The 18,366-nt window shown below is 58.1% G+C and carries 13 protein-coding genes and 3 pseudogenes; 3 read left to right on the top strand and 13 right to left on the bottom strand.

Annotation, left to right across the window (positions count from 1 at the left end):
- Positions 1-33: 33 nt before the first annotated feature.
- The 10 genes from FJ425_RS18135 to FJ425_RS18180 form a co-directional block, all read right to left on the bottom strand.
- Positions 34-948 carry a CoA ester lyase gene (locus FJ425_RS18135; protein ID WP_086081362.1) on the bottom strand — a complete coding sequence of 305 codons (915 nt, stop codon included), beginning with the start codon at positions 946-948 and terminating at the stop codon, positions 34-36.
- Between the two features lie 118 nt (positions 949-1,066).
- Complete coding sequence (locus FJ425_RS18140) at positions 1,067-2,218, bottom strand: CaiB/BaiF CoA-transferase family protein (RefSeq protein WP_064994211.1); 1,152 nt, start codon at positions 2,216-2,218, stop codon at positions 1,067-1,069.
- 15 nt (positions 2,219-2,233) lie between these two features.
- A complete protein-coding gene (locus tag FJ425_RS18145; RefSeq protein WP_064994231.1) occupies positions 2,234-3,484 on the bottom strand; it encodes a methylaspartate ammonia-lyase in 1,251 nt (416 codons plus the stop codon).
- Between the two features lie 81 nt (positions 3,485-3,565).
- A complete protein-coding gene (locus FJ425_RS18150) occupies positions 3,566-4,561 on the bottom strand; it encodes a succinylglutamate desuccinylase/aspartoacylase family protein (protein ID WP_064994212.1) in 996 nt (331 codons plus the stop codon).
- A 370-nt stretch (positions 4,562-4,931) separates the two neighbouring features.
- Positions 4,932-6,299, bottom strand: a complete 1,368-nt coding sequence (locus tag FJ425_RS18155; RefSeq protein WP_064994213.1) for a CapA family protein — start codon at positions 6,297-6,299, stop codon at positions 4,932-4,934.
- Between the two features lie 45 nt (positions 6,300-6,344).
- Positions 6,345-7,418 (bottom strand): oligopeptide/dipeptide ABC transporter ATP-binding protein, encoded by a 1,074-nt coding sequence (locus FJ425_RS18160; RefSeq protein WP_064994214.1) that lies wholly within the window; start codon positions 7,416-7,418, stop codon positions 6,345-6,347.
- Positions 7,415-8,416 carry an ABC transporter ATP-binding protein gene (locus FJ425_RS18165; RefSeq protein WP_064994215.1) on the bottom strand — a complete coding sequence of 334 codons (1,002 nt, stop codon included), beginning with the start codon at positions 8,414-8,416 and terminating at the stop codon, positions 7,415-7,417. Before FJ425_RS18165 ends, FJ425_RS18160 begins: the two co-directional genes overlap by 4 nt.
- A gap of 7 nt (positions 8,417-8,423) precedes the next feature.
- Complete coding sequence (locus FJ425_RS18170) at positions 8,424-9,305, bottom strand: ABC transporter permease (RefSeq protein WP_064994216.1); 882 nt, start codon at positions 9,303-9,305, stop codon at positions 8,424-8,426.
- Between the two features lies 1 nt (position 9,306).
- Complete coding sequence (locus FJ425_RS18175; RefSeq protein ID WP_064994217.1) at positions 9,307-10,248, bottom strand: ABC transporter permease; 942 nt, start codon at positions 10,246-10,248, stop codon at positions 9,307-9,309.
- Positions 10,248-11,855: an ABC transporter substrate-binding protein gene (locus FJ425_RS18180; RefSeq protein ID WP_064994218.1), complete on the bottom strand. Its 1,608-nt coding sequence runs from the start codon at positions 11,853-11,855 to the stop codon at positions 10,248-10,250. The genes FJ425_RS18175 and FJ425_RS18180 overlap by 1 nt, the downstream gene beginning before the upstream one ends.
- An 812-nt stretch (positions 11,856-12,667) precedes the next feature.
- Here FJ425_RS18180 and FJ425_RS18190 point away from each other — a divergent pair.
- Both FJ425_RS18190 and FJ425_RS32080 read left to right on the top strand, forming a co-directional pair.
- Positions 12,668-12,997 (top strand): hypothetical protein, encoded by a 330-nt coding sequence (locus FJ425_RS18190; RefSeq protein ID WP_064994219.1) that lies wholly within the window; start codon positions 12,668-12,670, stop codon positions 12,995-12,997.
- 272 nt (positions 12,998-13,269) lie between these two features.
- A pseudogene (locus FJ425_RS32080) lies at positions 13,270-13,768 on the top strand (IS630 family transposase); the annotation flags it as partial.
- A gap of 615 nt (positions 13,769-14,383) precedes the next feature.
- On the opposite strand, the gene FJ425_RS18195 reads toward FJ425_RS32080, so the two are convergent.
- The 3 genes and pseudogenes from FJ425_RS18195 to FJ425_RS18205 all read right to left on the bottom strand — a co-directional run bounded on the left by FJ425_RS18195 (position 14,384) and on the right by FJ425_RS18205 (position 17,620).
- The gene (locus tag FJ425_RS18195; RefSeq protein ID WP_084015912.1) at positions 14,384-15,613 is read right to left on the bottom strand and encodes an acetyl-CoA carboxylase biotin carboxylase subunit family protein; all 1,230 of its coding nucleotides are present in this window, start codon (positions 15,611-15,613) and stop codon (positions 14,384-14,386) included.
- A gap of 229 nt (positions 15,614-15,842) precedes the next feature.
- Positions 15,843-16,150 (bottom strand): annotated as a pseudogene (locus FJ425_RS18200) (IS21 family transposase); the annotation flags it as partial.
- Positions 16,151-16,372: 222 nt separating this feature from the next.
- On the bottom strand, positions 16,373-17,620 hold the full coding sequence (locus tag FJ425_RS18205) for an acetyl-CoA carboxylase biotin carboxylase subunit family protein (RefSeq protein WP_064994224.1): 1,248 nt from the start codon (positions 17,618-17,620) through the stop codon (positions 16,373-16,375).
- A 267-nt stretch (positions 17,621-17,887) separates the two neighbouring features.
- Between FJ425_RS18205 and FJ425_RS18210 the strand changes: the two are divergent.
- Positions 17,888-18,088: pseudogene (locus FJ425_RS18210) on the top strand (IS21 family transposase); the annotation flags it as partial.
- Between the last annotated feature and the right edge of the window lie 278 nt (positions 18,089-18,366).

An 18,366-nucleotide genomic window follows, 5' to 3' on the forward strand; every position in this document is an offset into this window, starting at 1 on the left:
CACCCAGTCGGCTCTAAATCAGCCGCACAAGACTCAAACGTCCAAGTCGGTGTCCGGACCCGCGGCGGCAATTTCTTGGGCCCTTCGAATCACCGGCGGATCGACCATCTTTCCCTCGAAGGCGAAAGCGCCTCGACCCTGCCCTGCCGCATCTTTTTGCGCCGCGAGAACACGACGGGCCCACTCGAGCTCCTGTGCGCTCGGCGAAAAGGCCTCATTGAAAATGGCCACTTGTGCCGGATGGATCGCCAAAGCTCCGGCAAAGCCAAGCCGCCGCGCATGCGCCGCGGCTTCACGAAGTTTATAGGTGTCCGAGAACTCGCCCATGCTTCCAATAAAGCCCAAAGGGAGCAATCCGGCCGCACGGGCAGCGAACAGCACGGCAAGGCTCGGGGCCAGGAGCAGATCAAATCCCGGGACGCCGCCAACAGCGGCACTGAAGTCTTCAGGACCAAGCGCCATTGCGACCATCCTTGGATGCGCCGACGCAATGGTCGCGAGCTTTCGCAAAGCGCCAGGCGTCTCGATCTGGGCGAGGAAACGTATGCGTCCCACGGGAAGATTTCTTTCCCGTTCAAGTTCCGAAACCGCATTGGCGATCTCTAAAACCCACTCTGCCGAATCCGTCTTGGGGAGAACCAATGCATCGACACCGGCCACCACAGCTGCATCGAGATCGGCCGCCAAGACGCGCAAACCTCGGTTCACGCGGACCAAAACCGATGCGCCCTTACTGCCCACCTTTGCCACAGATTCAGGAAGCTGCCGCCGTGCCTCGCCTTTTTGCTCCTGCGGAACGGAATCCTCGAGATCGAGAATGAGGCCATCAGCACCCCGCTGATGGGCCGTTGCCACAAAACGCGCAACGTGAGCGGGAACAAAGAGTAGGGATCTCCAGCGCGGTACGGGAAGCGAGCTTTCGGCGGCTGGACGGTTGTCCTTGATCATGGACTCGCCTCGCGGATATTAGCGAGAGCGATGCCAGTGAGGTTGCCGGCCGGCTGCCGGTGCTTTGCCCGGAGCAAGCACGGACTCCCGAGTGCGTCGCTCCCGACAAGCGGCGCGGTCATGCTGACACAGCTCTTTCGTGCAAACGCGCTGAAACCTCCTTGCGGACGCTCTCCGTGTGGGCGCCAAGAGCTGGAACTGGACGCAGCGACGGGTGCTCAGAGTTGAAGATTGCGGCCGGCGCTATCGTCTCCACAGTTCCTTCAGGTGTGCCAATTCCAACCCTGCGAACATGGGGATGTTTTGAAATATCCGCGACTTCATTCAGTCGCCCATATGCCAAACCGGCCGCTTCAAGCTCCTGCATCGCTTCGTGGCAGGACAATTCGGAAAACCGCCTTTCAATAATCTCGTCAAGTTGGGCACGGTGTCCGAGCCGCTCCATATTGTCTGCAAAAGTAGGTGCGCGTGTAAGCGACGGCTGCTTCAGGAATTTCTCGCAGAAATTCACCCACTCGCGGTCGTTCTGAACCGAAAAAATGACTTCCTTGTCATCGGCACAACGATAGGCGCCATACGGAGCCAGCGACGGGTGTTTCACGCCGGCGCGTACTGTGTGATAGCCGCTGTAGTCGTTCTGCAGAACCGGCACGTTCATCCAATCGGCGACGGAATCGAACAGTGACACCTGAATGCTTGTCCCTTCGCCAGTGACCTCACGGTGATACAGCGCCTGAAGAATGGCGCTATGCGCGGTCATGCCCGCCGAGATGTCGCAAACAGAGACCCCTACACGCGCTGGTCCTTGCTGGTTGCCCGTGATCGCGCATAGACCTGTTTCAGCCTGGACGATGAGATCATATGCCTTCAAATGGGAATATGGCCCTGTGTCCCCGAAACCAGAGATATCGCAGGTGATCAGCCGCGGAAAACGTCGGCGGAGATCGGCAGATCCAAAACCGAGTTTTTCGGTACTGCCCGGTTTCAGATTCTGAATAAAGACGTCCGAACCGGTAATAAGCGCGTCCAGGACTGCGCGGTCCGCTTCCAACTTCAGGTCCAGACAGACCGACTCCTTGCCCCGATTGAGCCAGACGAAGTAAGCACTCTGTCCCTGGACCAACTTGTCGTAGTTTCGGGCAAAATCACCTTCGGGCCTCTCGATCTTGATGACCCGGGCGCCCGCGTCTGCAAGGCGTGACGATGCGTAGGGTGCGGCCACGGCCTGCTCGACCGCTACGACGGTGATCCCCTCAAGAGAGTTCTGCATGCGACACCGTGCTTTTCATCCAACGTTTTCGTTTTGATTCCGACGCCTCAGGACCGCCAGCAACCGGTTCTGTTCATTCCCGACAATTGAGAATGCCTCGTCGACACCCATTCCCGGCTTTGCAAGCATCATGTCGGCCTGGGTTGCCACCGATACGTGGACCGAACCCTGGGCGGAGAGATCTGTCTCGGTACAGCTCCCGCCGACATACGCTCCGACCCCATTTTCCTTGCAAAGGAGAACGGCCCGAGCCGTGTCGGCCATGGAGCCGACATCGGGCGTCTTTATCTGAACAAGGTGCGCGGCCTTCGCTTCAGCAAAGAGCAGAATATCCTCAAGCGTATTGCATCTCTCATCGACGACAACGCGGGCGCCCGATCCCCGGTCATCCAGGATCGATACGATCCGGGCATATTTCTCAATTTGAGCTTGCGTGGAACCATAATCCGCCGGCGACTCGATATTGAGCGTGAAATCCGGAACGGTTTCTGCAACCTTGCAGATAAAGTCGGCAACGCGTCGCGGCTCCAGGCCGATTTCCTGGCCGATCCAGCCATACACATCGAAATGCAAGACCGGATGATAACCTGCGTGGCCGATTTCACCTGTCCGAGTTGCAACCCATTTGACGAATTCCATGAAGGTCTGACCGTCGACGCCGAATTTCTGGCGCGAGTTGATCAATCCGTGCGGAAGAACATCCACGCCCTTCAAAATCATCTTGTCAACATTGATTTCGCGAGCATCTCCGCTCTGGCAGTAAATCGGAACCCTACGTGTCGGTAGAGGCAGATCAAATTCATTGCATATGATCTCCGCCATCGTCGTATGATGAAGATGGGCGGCCGCGCGAAGGAGAGCTTGGCTGACGCCATACTGAATCGCGAGTGGCAACGGCTTATGTTCGTAGGGTTCGAAAACCTTCGCACAGGCATCCAGATAAAGAGATGCATCGACATCGAGAAGCCGCGGGACCACGACCCGCCACGACAAATCGGAGATTTGATTCGGATCGAAGAGCGGATCGCGTCCGCCGGCACCAGAGTACTGGACGTTCATCATGTCGCCCCAAACGACGGTGTCGTCGGCAAGGACAAGCCCGACGCTGAGCGATGATGCTGGAATGCGAATCGACTTGAACCCAGGCGTTGTCGGTACGCCGACATAGATGAAACCATCCTGGACGGCGCCGGACCTGATGGCAGCTTGATCATCATAGAAGAATGCACCGTTGCCAGGCGCAAGGACCACGTCTTTGATCTGCAATTCAGTCACCCGATTCATTCTGAGGGGATAAAATTCGTTACGCTGCTGGCCGGCGGGGCGCTGGCCGGTCGGCATTTGATCTTAGATCTTCTGCGGTCGCGCGACGATTGCTACCTCTTCGTTGACGTGCACATGCCTGCCCGATCGGATGGCTAAGACGATGGATGTTCCAGGCGCGCGGATACCAATGGGCTTAGCGGACAGCGAATCCATCGGATGCAGGATTCCTATGAGAGCTCCCTGCTTCACTTCGTCCAACACCGAGCAGCGAGGTTCGAAGATACCGGTTGCAGGCGATTTCAACTCGTCGGACGGACGAGTTTCAAGTATTTGACCGGATTTCTTTTCAAGGAATGTTGGATATTCGGCTTTGCCCTCGACCAACCCGAGCGCGATGAGCGCGTTACGCACTCCAGCCTCGAAGATCGCGAGATTATCCGCACCTACCGTGCCGCCACCAAATTCAGTGCAAACAAATACCTTGCCCTGGTTTTGGGCCAGGATATCGAACATTCCAACCGTGTCGTTATATTCCCAGACCAAAGTCACGGGCAATTTGAACGCTTCCGCCATTCTCACCGTCCTGGCCATGAGATCGCGATCGGCAATCGGATGCGTCGTGGCGGCCGGTGGAAAATCCCACGCTGGTCCGAAGCTGTGCAGATCAAATATCGTGTCGGCCATTGGCAACAATACGCGGGACACCGCATCAGCGATTCGTTCGGTCACTGACCCGTCGCCGCGGCCCGGAAACACGCGATTGAGATTCAACCCGTCGAGCGGAGTATTGCGGCTCCATGCCTGCACGGCCAATGGATTGAGCACCGGTAGGACGATAACCCTTCCACAGGTTTGCGCTTCTGGCAGCCACTCAATAAGCCGTCGCGCGACAAGTGGCCCCTCCAGTTCATTGCCATGGTTTCCGCCGGTGACAAGGAGGCGCGGTCCCTCACCTTTATTGAGACTGAAGATCGGAAGCGAAAGCTCTCCGGAGTCGGCGCCTCCCGGGACAACAAGATGCCCCCTGCTCACGCCGGGCGTCTCGAGATCAAACGTAAGATGTGGTGCTTCGCTCATTGTTCAACCTATTGCGAGTATTCAGGCGATCTGGCAGCCGGGTTCGGTTGCCGTTATGCATTTGCATTTTCCCGCGCTCGAAGTATGCGCCACACGATCGTCAATTCGCCAATATAATGTCCGGCACGGTGCCATCGCGCTTTTAGATGGAGGCCGCTTAGCTGGGACCACGGCTAGTCGATGTCCAAAAAAGAGAAAACGGGAGCGGTGAACCGTTGATACCTGTGCCTACAAAGGACTGCCATCGTGTCTGGCCACGAGGCGGGTTCTTGTAGGGCTTCTGCAGATTCTAAAGCACCACCGAGCCTGCCACGTCCTCTATTTCAGCAGATGTAAATGCCCAATCAGATGCGGCAACTTGGTCGAGCCCTCAGCGCGCCGGGGTCAATCTGATCACTCCAACATCGTTTTCGATGTTGATCTCGGTCCCGAACGGCTCGGATAAAATCCGTAGGCGCTCTAGGATGGCCTTGGCTTGAGGTGCCGAGGCGAACTGAGGGATTCCCCGGTCGGCAAACCGTTTGGAGTGGCCGAGTTCGATGGGATATAGCCGCAATTCGGCAAGTTGGTTCCGCTCGAAACGGCTTACCGTGACAATGCTTTCATAGAAGATCGGGTCTGTGAACCCTTTTGCCATCTCGGCGACCTTCACCTCCGCATCAGTATGGACGCGCGGGTCCTTAGCATATTCGTCAAACATGTCGGCGCCGGTCGGGGTCCCAAGGTCGTCCTCGAAGAAATTACCCAGGCTATAGAAAATCGGCCGGCCCCGATAGATTTCGATGCCTCGCAGCAGATGGGGCCCGTGTCCAACGTACGCGTCCGCTCCGGCGTCGATCATTTTGCGCGCAAAGGATTGCTCGTAATCTGGCGGTTCTTGGCTCAAATTACCAGGCTCGTGGCAGTGGTTGGTGACAATGCAGAAGTCAGAGAACTGCTTGCCGCGGCGAACGTTCCGCAGGATGTCGGCGACATCGCGCGAGTCGGGTTCATAGCTGTATCCCGCCTTGTCGCCCGCCTTGAAGGTCACTCCAGCGATCACGACGCATGTTGGCTCACATTCGGATTGGTAATAAACGGGCAATCCATCGCGCACTTGCCTTAGATTTTTCAGCATATCCGACGGGACCACGATGTTTTGCGCCAAGCGAAGCGGGTTGAGGCCGGGTCTACCAGGGGCCTCGCCAGCGGGATCGCACGCACGAAACATTGGCGCAAATGTTGTGGCCAACGACACCAACCCCACGCGACCGCGTGCCGTTTCGAAGAAACGCGCAGCACCAGCTTGTGCAAGGTTCTCGCCCGTCCCCGCATGGACAACACCGCTCTCATCGAGCACCCGGCTCGTCTCGCGCATGCCTTCAATGCCCCAGTCAAGAGTATGGTTGTTCGCGCGGCCCACGATGTCGAACCCCATCGCCTTCAAGTCGGGTCCGACCTCCGGCAAGCTGAGGTGATACGCGCCGCCGTATTCAGCCTGGGGATATCCCTTGAAAGATCTGCTGTCAAAGATGTTGACTTCCAGATTGCCAAAAGTGACATCAGCATCCTGAAGGATTTTGACGATAGCGCCGAAGCCGGGATCTTGAGATTTTGTCACCGCTCGAGACACGATTAGGTCGCCGACTGCTACCATCGTGAAGCCATCTTCAACGTTCGTTTGAATTGAACCAACCGTATCGTAGTTGCCGTCCTGCTGGACCAGATGAGAACTGCTCACGTGTGAATTTTCTTCCATAGTCCTTCTTCTCTTCTTTTCGCTACATTGGATTGGGTGGTCATGTCAGCGGCGCTCTCGAGATGTTCGAGCGGCGAAAGTTTCTGACATAACCATCGGATCGAGCGAATGATCCCCCGGCACAGGCATTAGATGGAGGATGTCTTGCAGCGGAGCGCGCACATGACAAGCCACGACCCGCCCATCTCCCATAGGCACCAAAGCCGGGACTTCGACACGGCAACGTTCGACCGCGAGCGGGCAGCGCGGATGAAACGCGCACCCGCTAGGCGGATGAATGGGACTTGGCACCTCACCCTCGACGGGCGCCTCCAGCCGAACGCGTGTCGGATCCGGGACCGGTGCTGCCGCGATCAGAGCCTCGGTGTAGGGATGGACCGGCTTGGCAAAGAGCGCCTCGCACGGCGCAAGCTCCACGAGCCGCCCGAGATACATGACCGCGACGCTGTGGCCGATATGCTCCACGACGCCAAGGTCATGTGAGATGAAGACAAAGGCGATGCCCATCTGCTGCTGGAGATCCAGGAGCAGGTTCAGGATCTGTGCCTGCACGGAGACGTCGAGGGCAGACACCGCTTCGTCGGCGATGATGAGAGAGGGGTTGAGCGACAGGGCGCGTGCAATGCCGAGCCGCTGACGCTGACCGCCCGACAATTCGGACGGAAGCCTGTGCATCATCTCGCGCGACATTCCGACTTTTCGGAGTAGATCCGCAGCGAGTGCGTTGCGCTGCCTTCGGCTGAGGCGCTCGAAATTCTCGACGGGTTCCGTGATGATCTGTCCGGCGGTAAGGCGCGGGTTCAGCGACGAGTAAGGATCCTGAAAGACCATCTGCATGCGACGGCGCCAGGCGCGCAGCGCGCCTTTTGTGAGGCCAGCAATATCGGTTCCCTCGATCAGCACGCGTCCGCCGGTCGGCTCGACGAGCCGCATCAGCAGTCGCGCGACTGTGGACTTGCCGCAGCCGGATTCGCCGACGATGCACAGCGTCTCCCCCGCCTCGACGCTGAAGGATACATCCTCCACCGCCCGGATCATCGGAATGCTTTTCTTGAATAGGCCCGAGCCAAGCGGATAATGCTTGGTCAGATTCTCGACTTTCAGCAGAGGACCGTTCATGCGCCCATTACCTCTTCGGCGCGCCAACAAGCTGCGGCCTGGCTCGACCCGACATCACGCAGGATGGGTGTCTTCTCGCGGCAAATATCGATCGCGAAGGGGCAGCGTGGTGCAAAGCTGCAGCCGACAATGGGCTCGCGCAGGTTTGGCACCACGCCGGGTATCTCCGGCAGGCGGTGCTCGCGGCCGCGCCGCCGGTCGGGCACCGATCGCATAAGCCCTTGAGTGTAAGGATGCGCCGGTCGCGCAAACAGGTCGATGACGTTGGCCTGTTCCACGATACGACCGGCATACATCACAATCACGCGCTGGCAGGTCTCGGCGACGACGCCGAGGTCATGTGTGATGAACATCACGGCCGTTCCCGTGCGCTCCTTCAGATCGACGATCAGCCGCAGGATCTGCGCCTGGATGGTGACGTCGAGCGCCGTCGTCGGCTCATCGGCGATCAACAGTTCCGGCGAGCAGGCCAGAGCCATGGCGATCATGGCGCGCTGGCGCATGCCGCCCGACATTTCATGGGGGTAGTTGTTGACGCGACGCTCAGGGTCCGCGATGCGGACGAGACGTAGCATCTCTTCGGCTTTCTTCATGGCCGCCGGGCGGGAAGCCTTGGTGTGGATCTGAACCGCTTCGGCGATCTGGTGCCCGACCGTATAGACCGGGTTTAAGCTCGTCATCGGCTCCTGGAAGATCATGGCGATCCGGTCGCCGCGGATCTTGCGCATCTCCCGATCGGACAGTCCAAGCAGGTCGCGACCCTGGAAGCGGACCTCGCCGCCAACGGTCCTGGCGCCCCGCTTTGGCAACAGGCGAAGGATCGACAGGGCCGTCACGCTCTTCCCGCATCCGGATTCGCCGACGACGCCGAGCGTCTCGCCTTTCTTGACCTGGAAACTGATGCCGCCCAGCGCACGGGTGACGCTGTCTTCGCCAAAGAAATGCGTTTCGAGGTCTCGCACCTCGAGCAGCAGGTCGTTTCCTAGCCTTTGATGCATCTGCGTGTCAGCGCCTCTGCCTGGCGCGGGGATCGAACAGGTCGCGCAGGCCGTCCCCGAGCAGGTTGACGGCAAGGACGGTGACGGCCAGGCAGATACCGGGGGCAAAGATCGTCAACGGCGCGATGGCGAGATAAAGCCGCGAGCTGGCGATCATGTTGCCCCAGCTCGGAATCTCGGGCGGAACGCCTACGCCAAGAAAGCTGAGCCCCGCCTCCGTCAGGATCGCGCTGGCGCAGACAGTAGCGCCCTGCACCATCAGCGCCGGAATAGTGCTGGGCAGGATATGACGCCACAGCACCCTTGTCAGGCGCGCCCCGCCGCACAGCGCGGCCTCAACATAGGGGCGCTCGCGAACCCCCAGCACCACCGACCGGACCAGCCGTGCGACGGCTGGGGTCTCGGGGATCGCGATCGCGACGATCAGGATGCCGAGCCCCGGACCTGTTAGAGAAATGAGCGCAATCGCCAGCAGGATCGTCGGGATCGACATCAGCCCGTCCATGATCCGCATGACGACATTGTCGAAGCTGCGGCTGTAACCAGCGATGACACCGATCAGGAGCCCGATCAGGGAAGCGCTCGCCGCCGACAGCAGCCCGACCAGGAGCGAGATGCGGGCCCCGAAGATCGTTCGCGCAAACACATCCCGCCCGAGATTGTCGCTGCCGAACCACATTTCGGCGGAAGCCGGCTGCAGCCGCTTGAACGGATCCATGTTCCCCGGATCGCCGGCGTAAACCCGCGCCGCCAGCGTCAGGATGATCAGAAGCCCCAGTAGGCCGCCGCCTGTCAGGACGAGCGGATGACGCCTTGCTAGACGCGGAAGATCAGACAGGCGCAGTCGCCTCGCCGGGACATCTTCAACTGGTGCCGACAAAATCGTCATATCAGTACCGTATACGAGGATCGATCAGGGTGTAGGCCAGATCGACCGTGAGGTTGATGAGCACGTATAGACCCGAGGTCACGATCAGCACGCTCTGGATGATCGGATAGTCGCGGTTGCTGATAGCATCGACGACCAGCCGGCCGATGCCGGGTATGTTGAACACCGTTTCGGTGAGGACCACGCCGCCGATCAGATAGGCGAAGCTGATGCCGATCACCGTCAGGATCGGGACGCCGGCATTCTTGAGGGCGTGGTGGATAAGCATGGCATAGGACGAAGCGCCCTTGGCGGCCGCCGTTCGTATGTAGTCTTCCGACAGCACCTCAAGCATGCTCGCCCGCGTCACCCGGGCGATGAACGCAATGAAGCCAAGACTTAACGCCACGGTGGGCAGCACCAGATGCACGAACCACGGCCCGAGGCCACTCTCGATCGGCAGGTAGCCCTGAACCGGCAGCCAATGTGTTCTGATGGCGAAGAAATATATCAGAAAATAGCCGATGACAAAGACCGGGACCGAATAGCCAAATGCCGAGAAGACCGCGAGCAGGCGGTCGATGAGCCCGCCGGTTCGCCACGCGGCAAGAATGCCGAATGAGACTCCGACCGTCACCGAAAGGATCATCGTCAGCATCGACAGCGAAAGGGTCGGCTCAAGCCGCTGCGACATCAGATCGAGAACGGGTCGGCCCGCAAAGATCGAGGTGCCGAAATCGCCGCCCAGCATGTCGCGCACCCAATGCATGAACTGAACCGGCATGGGATCGTTCAGGCCGAGCTTTTCGCGGATGCCGGCGATCATGTCGGCCGTCGCCGACTTGCCGGCGATGATCGCTGCCGGGTCGCCGGGCGCCATCCTGAGCAGCAGAAAGACGAAGATCCCGACCATCACCATGACAGCGATCGCCGAAACCAATCTGCGCAGGATGTAGGCCGCCATTAGGCGGAGGCTTTCCGCATGTTCCACATGGGGACTATCTGCGGCATGCCGATGAGATCTGTGAGTGACTTGCGGTGCGCGACCGGCGAGACATATGTTCCCAACCTCACGTCGCCGACAAAGTCCCACCAGATTGGTTGCATCTTGCGGGCCAGTGCCTTTCGCTCATCGAGCGTTGCGACATCTGCCCATTTGGCCCGCAGCGCCTCATACTCATCGTTCTTCGGCCAGCCGTACCAAGCGTCGTCTCCATTCGCGAGGAGAAGGGGGCTGGCGAGCGGATTACCTAGCGAATAATCGAATTCGGCCGTGATAAACATACTCCAGCCGCCGTTCTCAACGGGGTCCTTTTTCGCTCGGCGCGCGGTCAGTCCGCCCCAATCCATAGGCGCAAGCTCGGCATTGATGCCGATCTTGCGCAGTTCAGCTGCCAGAAACTGCGAGGCATTGTCGGACTCGCGCCAGTCGGTCGGATCGAGAATGACCACCTTCTCGCCGGCGTATCCAGCCTCCTTGAATAGCTGCTTGGCTTTTTCCGGGTCACCACCCTTCTTGTACCATCCCGTGTCCTCCTCGTTGGACACGAGCGTATCCTTGCCGAATATCGAAGTGACGGTGTCGACGTATTTTGGGTCTGGGTACATGATCCGCATGAACGCTTCCTGATCAATGAGGTGAAGCACCCCTTGGCGCGCCTTGATGTTATTGAACGGCGGATGCAGGAAGTTCATGCGAAGCACCACGTCCCAGCCCTGCTTGTCCAGAACCTGAAGTGCAAGATTGAGATCGCCCTCGATCACCGAGAACAGATCGGCTGGTGGCGACTCTACGTAATCGACCTCGCCTGCTTGCAAAGCCGCCATTGCCGTCTGCTGGTCAGCGATAACATCCCAGATGACGCGATCGACATTGACGACCTTCCCCCCGGCCAATCCCTCGGTCGGCTCCTTGCGTGGAACGTATTTTTCATTGCGATCATAGGTGATGCTCGCGCCTGGCTTGGCAAGAGCTTCATTGAACCTGAACGGGCCCGATCCGATATTCGTGGTCACCTGCTCCGTCGCGGGGCGATTCGCATCCTTCTCGCGCATTATGAAAAGGCATGGCGGCGTAAGGTCTGCCAGGATATCGATCAAAATCCCAAGCGATTCCTTGAGCGCGATCGTGAAGGTCTTCCCGTCCTTCGTCGAGATATCGCTGGCGCGAGCCATGATCAGCTGGCCGCCGGGATGCACCTGGCCCCAGCGACGGATCGAGGCCACACAATCCGCCGCGGTCACGGGGGTGCCGTCGTGCCAGCTGAGCCCCTCCCGCAATTCGAATGTATAAGTCTTCTTGTCGTCTGAAACGCCCCATTTCCCTACCATTTGCGGCCGCGGCATAAACTTGGAGTCGAGCGAGAACAGCGTGTCGTAAATCGCCGCCCCGTGGTCGGCGGTGATGTTCGTCGCCGTCCAGATCGGGTCAAACACACGCAGGTCGCCCTTCACCATATGCACCGTCCGCGCTGAGGCTGGCGATGTCTGCGCCCGCAGGACCGAAGGGATTGATAAAGCCGTTCCGGTGACCAAGCCCACTTTAATTAGGTCGCGTCGAGAGACTGTCATGTTCCAGTTCCCCTTAAATTAGTGGCGAGGCGGATCCGCGCCTGTGGGCAAATCTCGGAAAGTCTGACGTTCCCAATTGCAGGCTCTTATGACGACTTTCCGCCTACCAATCAGCATCACTCGCAAGCGGTCGTCAAATGCAGTTTGTATATGTCGTCATCTAAAAGCGAGATGGATAGCTGTCGAACGCAGCGCCGATCTGCGAAGCGGCACGCGGCCGGCGATACAATTCGGCCTGACCGAGAGTAAGACGCAGCGTGTTAGGTCTTCGCGCCGATTTCCGGCGGATCTTCCGATATCATGGATGAAGAACAGCGGCCTTCATCGCTTGGATGCTAACCTTGCGGAACAGGGAGTTTTCCTGGTCCGCTCCGAAAGCAGGGGCAGATCGCCTTCTGGCCACTCAGCGACGCCGAATGGATCGCGAAATTGATGATATCGGGACGGAGATCGAACGGCGACAATCTAGTCTACTAATTTGGCGTTGTCCGGGCCTCAATCACAGCGGGGAATGGCTACGACCGAGTACGAGAAGGAGGCGCCGCCACCAATCGTGCGACTGTGTTCAATGCGGGCCGGGCGTAGCGCTACGGATTTCGAGTGATTCCCGTCTCTCTGCAATCAAACACACGTAAACTGTCGGATCTTACAGCAGTTTTAGGAGAAACCTCTAGGCGCCTTCTAGTCCCTTTCTCGAACACTATGTCATCTACGTAGTGAAACCCAATCTTCAGATTTTTGATGAGCGAGCGAGTGTTACCTGGGCGAACGAACGCAGTCACTTTATTAATTTCTAAATAGTCGAAAGCAAATTGCACTACCGCTCTCCCAGCTTCGACCGCGATGCCTTTCCCGGAGGCAGCAAGGTGGAGGCGGGTTACAATTTACACGTTGCTCTCCTCTACGGAGTCTCCCCGTACAAGTCCACAGTAACCAGCGAATTTTTTGGCCTTACCCTCGTCTTTGATATCGATTATCCAATAGCCGAAACGATGATGCTGCCAATGATTGATGAACTGAAGAAGCTCAGCTTTCGTCTGCTCTATTGTCGGAGAGACTCCGTCTCTGATGGCGTTTACCACGAACGGATCGCTATGCAGTCCATGCAGAAGAATCTCGTCGCAATGCGACGGACACCTTAGGATGAGGTGGGACGTTTCGAGGGTGTACATCGGAAGATTCCTCTCTGGGCTGGCACTTTATAGTTTACGGAAGCTTAACAAAGTTTGAGCCATAACCTTTGAATGCGCGCTCCTTGGTTTAGATTTCTATGAACTCCCTTGTTTCGGGATGCTGTCGTTTTTTAAGATTCACTGATAGGCGCGGTTAATGCACGCTGGTATTGCTGAAGGCACCTAATGGTCTCCGCCTGACATAAGAGTTCTGGGGTAGAATTACCTGCTGCCTGTGCATCATGCGCGGTAGAATATCTCTAGCCGTCTCGCCTTCTGATCATCGGCGGCTGACCGCCCTGGTCATCGACCGCAACAGTCCGCAGAAGAATGTCTGGCGTGCCGAGACCGTGCTGTTGAGCGCCGATGGTGTTGGCACCGTCGAAATCATGCGGCGGACCGGCAAGTCCAAAACGTCTGGCGGTTGACAGCGAGCGCTTCGCAGAGGAAGGCTTTGAAAAACTGCTGCGCACAAGAAGCGGCCCTCGCGCACCCCCCGCTCGGCCCGGATGTCGCCGAACGCGTTGTTGCGCTCACGCTCGAAGACCCGCCCGCCGAGACGACGCGCTGGACGGCCGCCATGATGGCGAAGGTAGCCGACATCAGCGCCAGCGCCAGCCAGCGCATCGGGAAGGCGTATGGTCTTCAGCCACACCGCTCGCGGCAGTTCAAGCTCTCCAACGATCCGACATTTGTCGACAAACGGCGCGATGTCTCGGGCTTTACGTCGGTCCGCCGTCTGATGAAATTTTGCAGATCCAGGCGCCGGACCGAAGCCCCAGCCTGGCCTGTCCATGAAGCTGGGAGGCGGGGGCACCATGGCGCATGACTAGAAGTAGCACGGCACCACCGCTCTCTTTGCCGTGACCAACTTGCTCGACGGCGCGGCCGCAACATGCAGCGGCACCGCCACCAGTAGTTCATTCGCTTCCTCAATGACATCAACGCCGAAAGGCCGGCCAACAAGGCCGTCCAGTCTCGACAACTACTTGCTCACAGCTACCGAAAGTGCGCGCGTGGCGGCATCAGCGCTTCGCCTTCCGTTAATCGCAACGAATTTCCTAACCCTGGCCAAAGTGTACGGGCCGCGGCTTTGATGTACGGGCTCATATTTCAGAAGCACCGCTCATTGCAGGTCCAAATCTCACGCGAAGCTCTTCGTCGCTGCTTAGCGGCCAGACTTGTGGCGGGCACAACTAGGCGCTGAAGTCCCTTGCTGCTCTCCCCGATCCTGGATTCCGTGTCAGGACTTGGTAAAATCAGAAAATACTTCTCCCCTACTGCGATAAAGCTTTCATTATCTCCTATCTGCCGCACCTTCGCTTCCGGCCCAGAAGAACGAACTGAAGATTATTACTAGTCCCCAACTGGTGGAAACGGTGTGATCGACCAATTGATTAAATCGACAGCACGCTGAAGGGCGATCTCGGTCTCAGCAAGGCGCGGGGAAACAGCTATGACCCATCCTAGCGAGTCTCGGTAATCACCTTGCCTGACAATCGGCGTCTTGGGTTCAACATACAATTTGACCGCGGCGACACCTGGTACAGCAGCCGCCAGACTGTCGCCATCAATCCAATCGAGGATGCCATCGCGATCAGGAAGCAGGCACCGCCAGGCAGCAATGTGAGACTGCCTTCTGCGCAAATCCCATTCCTTACCAATGACAAGCTTGATGTGCTCGGCGATGAGATCGACGCCGTAGGCCAGCTGAACCGCATCAGGACCGCCACCAAGACGCGGATTGACTTCAATGACGACCGGGCCCCGCTTGGTCCACCGGAGTTCAACGCACGTTGGTCCCCAGCCAAGGTCGAGAGCTGGCAAACAACTCAGCGAAACGTTGGCGATACGCTCATGCTCCTCATCAGCAAGCGGTGCTGGAAAGATGCCTTCACGGAAGACGAAATGCGGTGGGCGGTCGAAATCAGCGGCCTCAATCCCAAACACCTCATTTCCCATTATATGAACAATATAATGGGGGCCTTGTGCGAATTCTTCGACCAGTATCCTCGACGAAGACTGCAATACGTGCTTCCCGCCCAACAGAAAGGCTGTATATTGAGCCACCTCTTCGACGGTACGGCCCAATCGGACACCGATGCTGCCGCTGCCTACCGTAGGCTTCAGAACTACCGGCAGGCCGAGCTCCGCAGCGCAGCTTTCAACCTCCGCCGCATTCGCTGCGAGGCGATATGCAGGTATCGGAACCCCAGCCTCCGCAAGGAGCTGACGTTGAGTGAATTTGTCGCAGCATCGTTCAATCGATGCGGGGTTCGGTCCTGGTAGATTGAAATGCCGGCAGAGCTTGCCAACTGTCGCATAGACCGACTCGTCGTCACCCGCAAACCCAGTAATGCCAGCAATGCCGTACGTTGCATGCAACCAGGAACATTCGCGGATCAGCGCATCGAGATCGTCTGTATTGACCCGGATTGCCTCAACGTTTTCCACCGCAAGATAGTTATACCGGTCTGGATCGGCTGAAAGGGTAACTGGATGAAGACCTAGACGCTGGGCCGCCTGGATATATAACGGACCATTGCTCCTTGAGCCTTCAATCAGGATGAGCGCTCTTCTCGCCATGGCTGTTAACTCCGATGTTGTGTGCTGTTGGGCGTCTGAGGCGTAAAAGCAACATCACAGCTTTTTGCTGTACCCCGGCTTAATCTACCACAGTCAGATACCTGCGATCGCGAAGACTTGTGAGTTTTTCATGCAAGATCTGTTACACGACGGAATTAGTCGATTCCTCGGTGGTGATGCTGCACAGCAGGGCATGGCCTAGGAGCCTGTCCGACACGCGGGCTGGGGTCGCTTGTAGCTGGCCCTCGATCCCGTCCGGCAGCTTTTGAATGAGGCTCCCAAAGGCGAAGGTCAGATTGGATGCGCCCAGCACCGCGACAAAAATCTGCGCCGGTAAATGACGCCGGTCGCCGGATCGATCACCGGGACCGTGTGCCCGGAATAGCCCGTCTGCATCACCGCGCCCGCCGCATGCCGATTGCTGAATGTCGCGCTCGTCCGGCGTTCGAAAGCGGCGAAGTGCTCGCAGAACCAGGTGTAGCCGTAGCCGTCGGGATGGACGGCGCGATACTCCTGCCACAATAGCGTCAGCGCCACTGTTTCGTCATCATTCCCGAGAATTGCAATGGAGCCGGAGCGTCAGACGAAAGCAGGGGTCCCTGCGTTCGAAGAGCGCTTGGTCAGGACAACCCAGACATGCGCCATCTTGGCGGCAAGTGCGACAACAGCTTTGTTCCGGTGCATATCGATCATCTGCAAGGCCTGGAAAAAAGAGCCCGGACGATTCACACTCCATCCGCTCCGCGCTACCTAACTGCGCTAGGAGTAAGGGGCTGCAGGCTGTTCCTGTTCATTCACACTCGGAAATGGTGTGATCGACCAGCTAACTAAGTCGACGGCACGCTGAAGTATTGCCTGGGTCTGAGCAAGGTTGGGCGAAACGGCCATGACAGATCCGAGAGAGTCTCGGTAATCACCTTTCCTGACGATCGGCTTGTTGGGTTCAACATAGAATTTGACCTCAGCGACACCTGGTACAGCAGCGGCCTGACTGCCGTTGTCGATCCAATCGAGGGTGCCATCGCGGTCGGGAAGTAGGTTCCGCCAGCCCGCAACGTTTGAGTGCGTTTTGCGCAAATTCCATTCATTGCCGATGACAAGCTTGATGTGCTCCGTAATGAGATCGACACCGTCAGCCAGCTGGATGTGTTGAGGACCGCCACCAAGGCGCGGATTGACTTCAATGACGACTGGACCAACCTTCGTCCACCGGAGTTCAACGAAGCTTGGCCCCCAGCCAAGGCCGAGAGCGCGCAAACAGCTCAGCGATACATCGGCCATGCGTTTCTGCTCGTGACCAGTAAGCGGTGCCGGATAGATGCCCTCACGAAAGACAAAATGGGGTGGACGGTCGAAGTCAGCAGCCTCAATCCCAATAACCTCATTTCCCATAATATGGGTGGCATAATAAGGTCCTTGTGCGAATTCTTCCACGAGTATTCTCGGGGAAGACCGCCATGTGTACTTACCGCCCAACAGATAGGTGGTATGTTCGGCTACTTCGTCCACATTGCGGCACAATCGGACACCGCTGCTGCCGGTGCCTACGGCCGGTTTGAGAATCACTGGGAGGCCAATTTCGGCGGCAGCGATTTCTGCATCCGCGGTGTTCATTGCCAAGCGATAAGCAGGCATTGCCACGCCAGCCTCAGCGAGGAGCTGACGTTGAAGGAATTTATCACAGCATCGTTCAACCGATTCGGGGTCCGGGCCCGGTAGGTCGAAGTGCCGGCAGAGCTTGCCAACCATCGCATAAATCTCTTCCTCGGCGCCCGTAATGCCTGCAATCTTATAGGTCGCACGCAGCCGGGAACATACGTGGATCAGCGCATCGAGATTGGCTGTATCGACAGGGATTGTATCAACGCTTTCTGCTGCAAGGTAGCCGTACGGAGCTGGATCAGCCGACAGGGTAATTGGATGAAGACCAAGACGCTGGGCCGCTTGGACGAATAGCAGACCCATACTCCTATGGCCTTCAACCATGATGAGCGCTCTTCTTGTCATTGGCCCTGACCTTTATTGCATGCTATGCGGTGGTCCGAGCGTAAAAAGCATCAGCTCCTTATCGCTCCCGGACCTCAGATTTGGCGGTGAAGTTATCACTGTCGGCGGCCTGCGGTTGCAAAGATTCGCTAAGCTTTAGTTTAAGATTCAACGATTAACGCTGCAGCCGTTGCAGCGCGGCGCGCTCTGACAAAGCTGCGTGCCGACGTTCCGGCGAAGCAGCTGTGGCGCATTTTGTCAGGCCCGGAGAGTTCTGGTGTCCGCCCGCGGTCGCGGCGTCGTTGATCCTTCTTCTCGAACGCCGAGCTCAACGCGGCGATCGCCTAACTGCTAGAGAATCTGAACAATCGGCCGATGCGCCATGTCGGCCAAAGCCGCCGCGAACTGTTCGAGGAGATCGAGCGGGCCGCCTTGAAGCCGCTGCCGGCGGCCGTTCTAATACCCGAGTGGAAGTCGGCGAAGGTCCACCTGACATCGAGTCCGACAAATGCTTCCCTATAATCTTGCTCCCCTATAATCTGCCACGGCTCGTCCTACTGTGATGAGGATCGGCTCGGCCCGCCCGAGTAACCCTCGGACGCGCAGTGTAGGGCGAGCCACCTCACCGGCAGAAGCGGACATACGGTCTTACTCTCGATCAGCATCTGCTCACGAAGGTTGCGGTCAAGTGTAAGACCGTATGTCCGCTTCTGCCGGTGAGGTGGCTCACCCTACACTGCGCGTCCGAGGGTTGCTCGGGCGGTCCG

This window comes from Mesorhizobium sp. B2-7-2 (genome assembly GCF_006440775.1).
Taxonomy (GTDB): Bacteria; Pseudomonadota; Alphaproteobacteria; order Rhizobiales; family Rhizobiaceae; genus Mesorhizobium.